This window comes from Senegalimassilia sp., from assembly GCF_977052095.1.
Window position 1 is genome coordinate 1 of record NZ_CDRSTZ010000077.1, and the last position, 3,960, is coordinate 3,960.

General features: G+C 64.8%; 4 protein-coding genes. All 4 read right to left on the bottom strand.

Annotated features, from left to right (window positions below):
• On the bottom strand, positions 1-126 hold a 126-nt coding region (locus ACWI6D_RS09265), incomplete at its 3' end, for a nucleoside-diphosphate kinase (protein ID WP_449134476.1).
• 203 nt (positions 127-329) lie between these two features.
• On the bottom strand, positions 330-1,721 hold the full coding sequence (locus tag ACWI6D_RS09270; protein ID WP_449134473.1) for a tetratricopeptide repeat protein: 1,392 nt from the start codon (positions 1,719-1,721) through the stop codon (positions 330-332).
• A 47-nt stretch (positions 1,722-1,768) separates the two neighbouring features.
• Positions 1,769-2,302 carry a peptidylprolyl isomerase gene (locus ACWI6D_RS09275; protein WP_449134474.1) on the bottom strand — a complete coding sequence of 178 codons (534 nt, stop codon included), beginning with the start codon at positions 2,300-2,302 and terminating at the stop codon, positions 1,769-1,771.
• A 223-nt stretch (positions 2,303-2,525) separates the two neighbouring features.
• Complete coding sequence (gene rlmD / locus ACWI6D_RS09280) at positions 2,526-3,866, bottom strand: 23S rRNA (uracil(1939)-C(5))-methyltransferase RlmD (RefSeq protein WP_449134475.1); 1,341 nt, start codon at positions 3,864-3,866, stop codon at positions 2,526-2,528.
• Positions 3,867-3,960 lie beyond the last annotated feature (94 nt).

Here is a 3,960-nt window from a genome sequence, read left to right on the forward strand (position 1 = left end):
CACCATGCCCAGCTCCATGCGCTCGACGGTCAGGCCGGCGCGCTCGAAGCGGTTGACGATCTCGCCGATGTGGCCGTTGCGCACACCGTCGGGCTTGATCATGCTGTAGGTCTTCTGGATAGCCATGTTCAATACCTTTCTTCCATCTGTTTATCCCAAGCGCCCTTGCGGACGCAGGTTACCGTAAATTGTAAAACGTACGCTCATCAGGTGAAACGCCACTGCATCGAGCGTTTTGCGCACTGGCACAGCCGCGCACGCGCCGTCAAGCGAAAGCCGGCCGGCAAGCAAACCCGCCGCACGCCCTACCTAACGAAGCGCCGCCCACGCTAGTTCTGGCTGGGGAAATACAGCTCGACGTTGCTGACTTTCCAACCGATCATGTCGCGCACCATGGACACCTTGTACTGCATCTGCCCGCCGCCCTCGGTAGACGCGGTGACGTAAGCCGTGGAGTCGGTCATGCTTTTCTCCACCGCGTTGATGGTGGGCGCGGAATCCTTCACCAGCGCATCGGTCATGGATGCGGCCGAAGAATCGCTGACCTCGGCGGAATACAGCGAAGAAGCGTTATCGGGGTCGGCGAACAGCTGCGTGACCACGCTGTCCTGGCTGGGATAGCCCCAACCCTGCGTGTACATGAACACGCCGGCACCGAAGGCCACAAGCACCAGCAAGATGATGACGACGAGCACCTTCAAGCCCACGTTCTTGCGCTTGCGCTCCTGCTTGGCCACGCCGCGCGACCACTGCTCAAGCTCTTCGTCGGAGGCGCTGAAGAAACGGTCGTCGGCAGCTGCGGTGTCGTACTGGCCTGCCGCTTCCGGACCGTACGGGTCGGTGTAGTAGTACGGGCTGGGCTGGGCCTGCGTACCGTAAGGGTCCTGCTCGGCGTACATGCCCGAACCGTCAGCCGGCACATCGATGCCCGACGTGTCTGCCGCGCCCGCCGCTGCGGGTGCCGCACCGGAAACAGGCGTCATGACCTGCGTAATCTCAGACGTGCCCTGGGCAACGGCTGCAATGGCGCGCTGGTAGTCAACGCTGGCGGAATCGGACAGGAAGTACGTCTTGTCGGCAATGGACTGCTCGAAAGCGTTCACGGCCTTCTGCATCTGGCCCGTGGCCACATAGGCCTGGCCCAGGTTCGCGTACAGGCGATTGTGCATGGTGGGCTGCATGTCGAACTGCAGCGCGCTTTCATACGACGCCACGGCATCGGCCGGGCGATTGAGCGCCATGAAGCACACGCCCAGGTTCAGCAGCGCCTTCGTGGGGTCGGGGTTGGCCTCGTCAAGCGCCGCGTTGCGGAACGCCACGCCGGCCTCGGCGGACTTGCCCATTTTCAGCAGCGCGTTGCCCATGCCCGTGTAGGCCTTGTACGACGAATCGTACTTGGCGTCGGATACGGCGGCCTCGAAGTTCTGCACGGCGTTCTCGTAATCGTGCAGCGCCGCGTAGGCCATGCCCAGGTTGTAGTGCACCGCGCCGCGCGCATCGTAGGCCTCGTCGGCGATGGCCTGCGCATACGACTGGATAGCCTCGTTCGGCACCTTCAGCTTCACAAGGCAGTTGCCGATCTGGTGATGCAGCTGGCCCGCCTCACCAGGGGCGACAGGGTTCGCTGCATCCTGCAAGCACTGCTGGTACGCCTCAAGCGCGCCTTGATAGTCCTTCTGCGCGTAGGCGCTTCGGGCTTGCTGGAATAGCTGATTGTTCATCTGGATCCTTCGTTATCTCGACCGAATGCACGTACAAGGTGCGGCCGCTATTCGGCGGCGTTCTCGATTTCGATGCCTTCGATCACATCGCCCACGCGCAGCTGCGCGATGACGTCTTTGCCCTCAATGGTCTGGCCGAACACGGTGTAGCCGGAGTCGAGCATGGGCTGCGCGCCCAGGCACAGGTAGAACTGAGAGCCGGCCGAGTCGGGGTTCTGGCTGCGAGCCATGGCCAGCGCGGCGTCGGCGTGGTGGTTGTTCGGGTTCGTGGTGTACTCCTGCTCGATGCAGTAGCCCGGGCCGCCCGTGCCCAGACCGGCGAACGGGTTGCCCGCCTTCGCGATGACTTCCTCGGACGTGAGGTCGCGCGTGTTCGGGCAACCGCCCTGGATGACGAAGCCGGGCACGTAGCGGTGGAACTTCAGGTTGTCGTAGAAGCCCTTCTGAGCCAGCTCGACGAAGTTGCCCACGTGGATGGGGGCATCCTTGCCCGCCAGCTGCACGCGGATGGTGCCCTTCGAGGTTTTGATGACGGCGATTTCCTCGCCCGTCGGCTGATATGCGGGAGTGTACAGTGCCATGAGGCTTCCCCTTTCTTGCTTGGCGCGCGCCGGCATGCGCCGACCCGCTTTCGCGAAAACGCCCGCGCGAGGGCGGGCGTACGGTAACTGATTTCACACGGCATTCAGTGTAGCAGCTTGGCATGCGCAGGTGCGCAAACCTGAAAACGCCGACGCGGAAAAACCGTAGAACCCACAAACCGAGCCGGTCAGCGAAAGGAGACTCAGCGGCGGCCGCCAGCCGTTAGCAGCGAACGAAGCAGCTGACGAGTTCTACGTGGTACGTTTGCGGGAACAGGTCGACGGGTTGCACGCGCTCGAGGCGGTAGCCCACGTCCTCGAAACGGCGCACGTCGCGCGCCCACGTGGCGGGGTTGCAGCTGACGTACACCACGCGGCTGGGGCGGGCGGCGGCGATATCGGCCGGCACGCCGTCGGCAAGGCCGGCGCGCGGCGGGTCCACCACCAACGCGTCCAGGCCGCCCAGCTGGGGCAACTCGCGCGCGGCGTCGCCGCCGATGACGTCGATGTCCACGCTGTTCTCATCGGCGTTGCGGCGCAGGTCGCGCACAGAAGACGCCGCCGACTCCACGGCGATTACATCAGCACCGGCGCGCGCCAGCGCCACGCCGAACGTGCCGCAGCCCGCGTACAGGTCGGCCACCAGCATGCCGCCAAGGCCGGCGGGGCCCGCATCGCCGATGCTGCCGCCCAGCGCCAAAACGGCCTGCTCAACCAGCTTCTCCGCCTGGGCCGTGTTCACCTGGAAAAACGACGGCGCGTGCGCCACGTAGCGCGCGCCGCAAAGCTGCTCGGTCCAGATTCCCTTGCCGTCAAGCACTTCCAGACCCTTGATTTTGCGCGCCTTGCCCGGATCGGCGATGACGCGCACCGCGCTGGTGGCCTTCAGCGAGCTTTTCAGCATCTTGGCCGCGGCCGCGCGCGGAAAGCCCGACGGGCGCGTCCACAGCGCAACCTCCGTCTCGCGAGTGCGCACGCTGGTGCGCACGCCCACGCGGAAGATGCCCAGATCGTCGCTGCCTTGCAAAAAGCGCAGCGCACCGCGCAGGGCCTTCGGCGCCTTCGCTATGGCGTCGTGTGCCAAAGGGCATGCCAGCGCCTGCTGCACGTTCGGGTCGCCTTCCTGATGGAACCCCAGGTTAAACGTGCCTTTCGCATCCCACTGCGCGCCGAGTTCTACCTTGTTGCGATACCCCCACTGGCGTTTGGAGGGCAAGCACGGCGCCACCAGCTCGTCCGCGCGCTCCCCGAAACCGCCCGTGCGCGAAAGCGCGGCCACCACGTTGGCGCGCTTGGCCTCAAGCTGCGCATCGTAGGCAAGGTGCTGCCACGGGGCGGCACCCAACGCCGCGGGCTCGGCCCACTTCGGCGCCACGCGCGCCGCGCCCGGCTGCTCGATTTTGCCGATGCGTGCGCGGGCGAACGACGGCTTTTCCTCCACCACGTCGATGCTTGCCACGTCTCCCGGCGCGCCGCCTTCGACGAACACCGTTTTGCCGCTTGCCAGGTGGCCAACCGCCTCGGCACCGTAGCCCATGCGTTCGATCGTGATGATTTCGGACATGCGTTCACACTCAATTCTTTTGGGTTGATTTTGCCCATGTTGGCGTATAATTCTTGCACATGCCCTAGTAGCTCAGTTGGATAGAGCGTCTGCC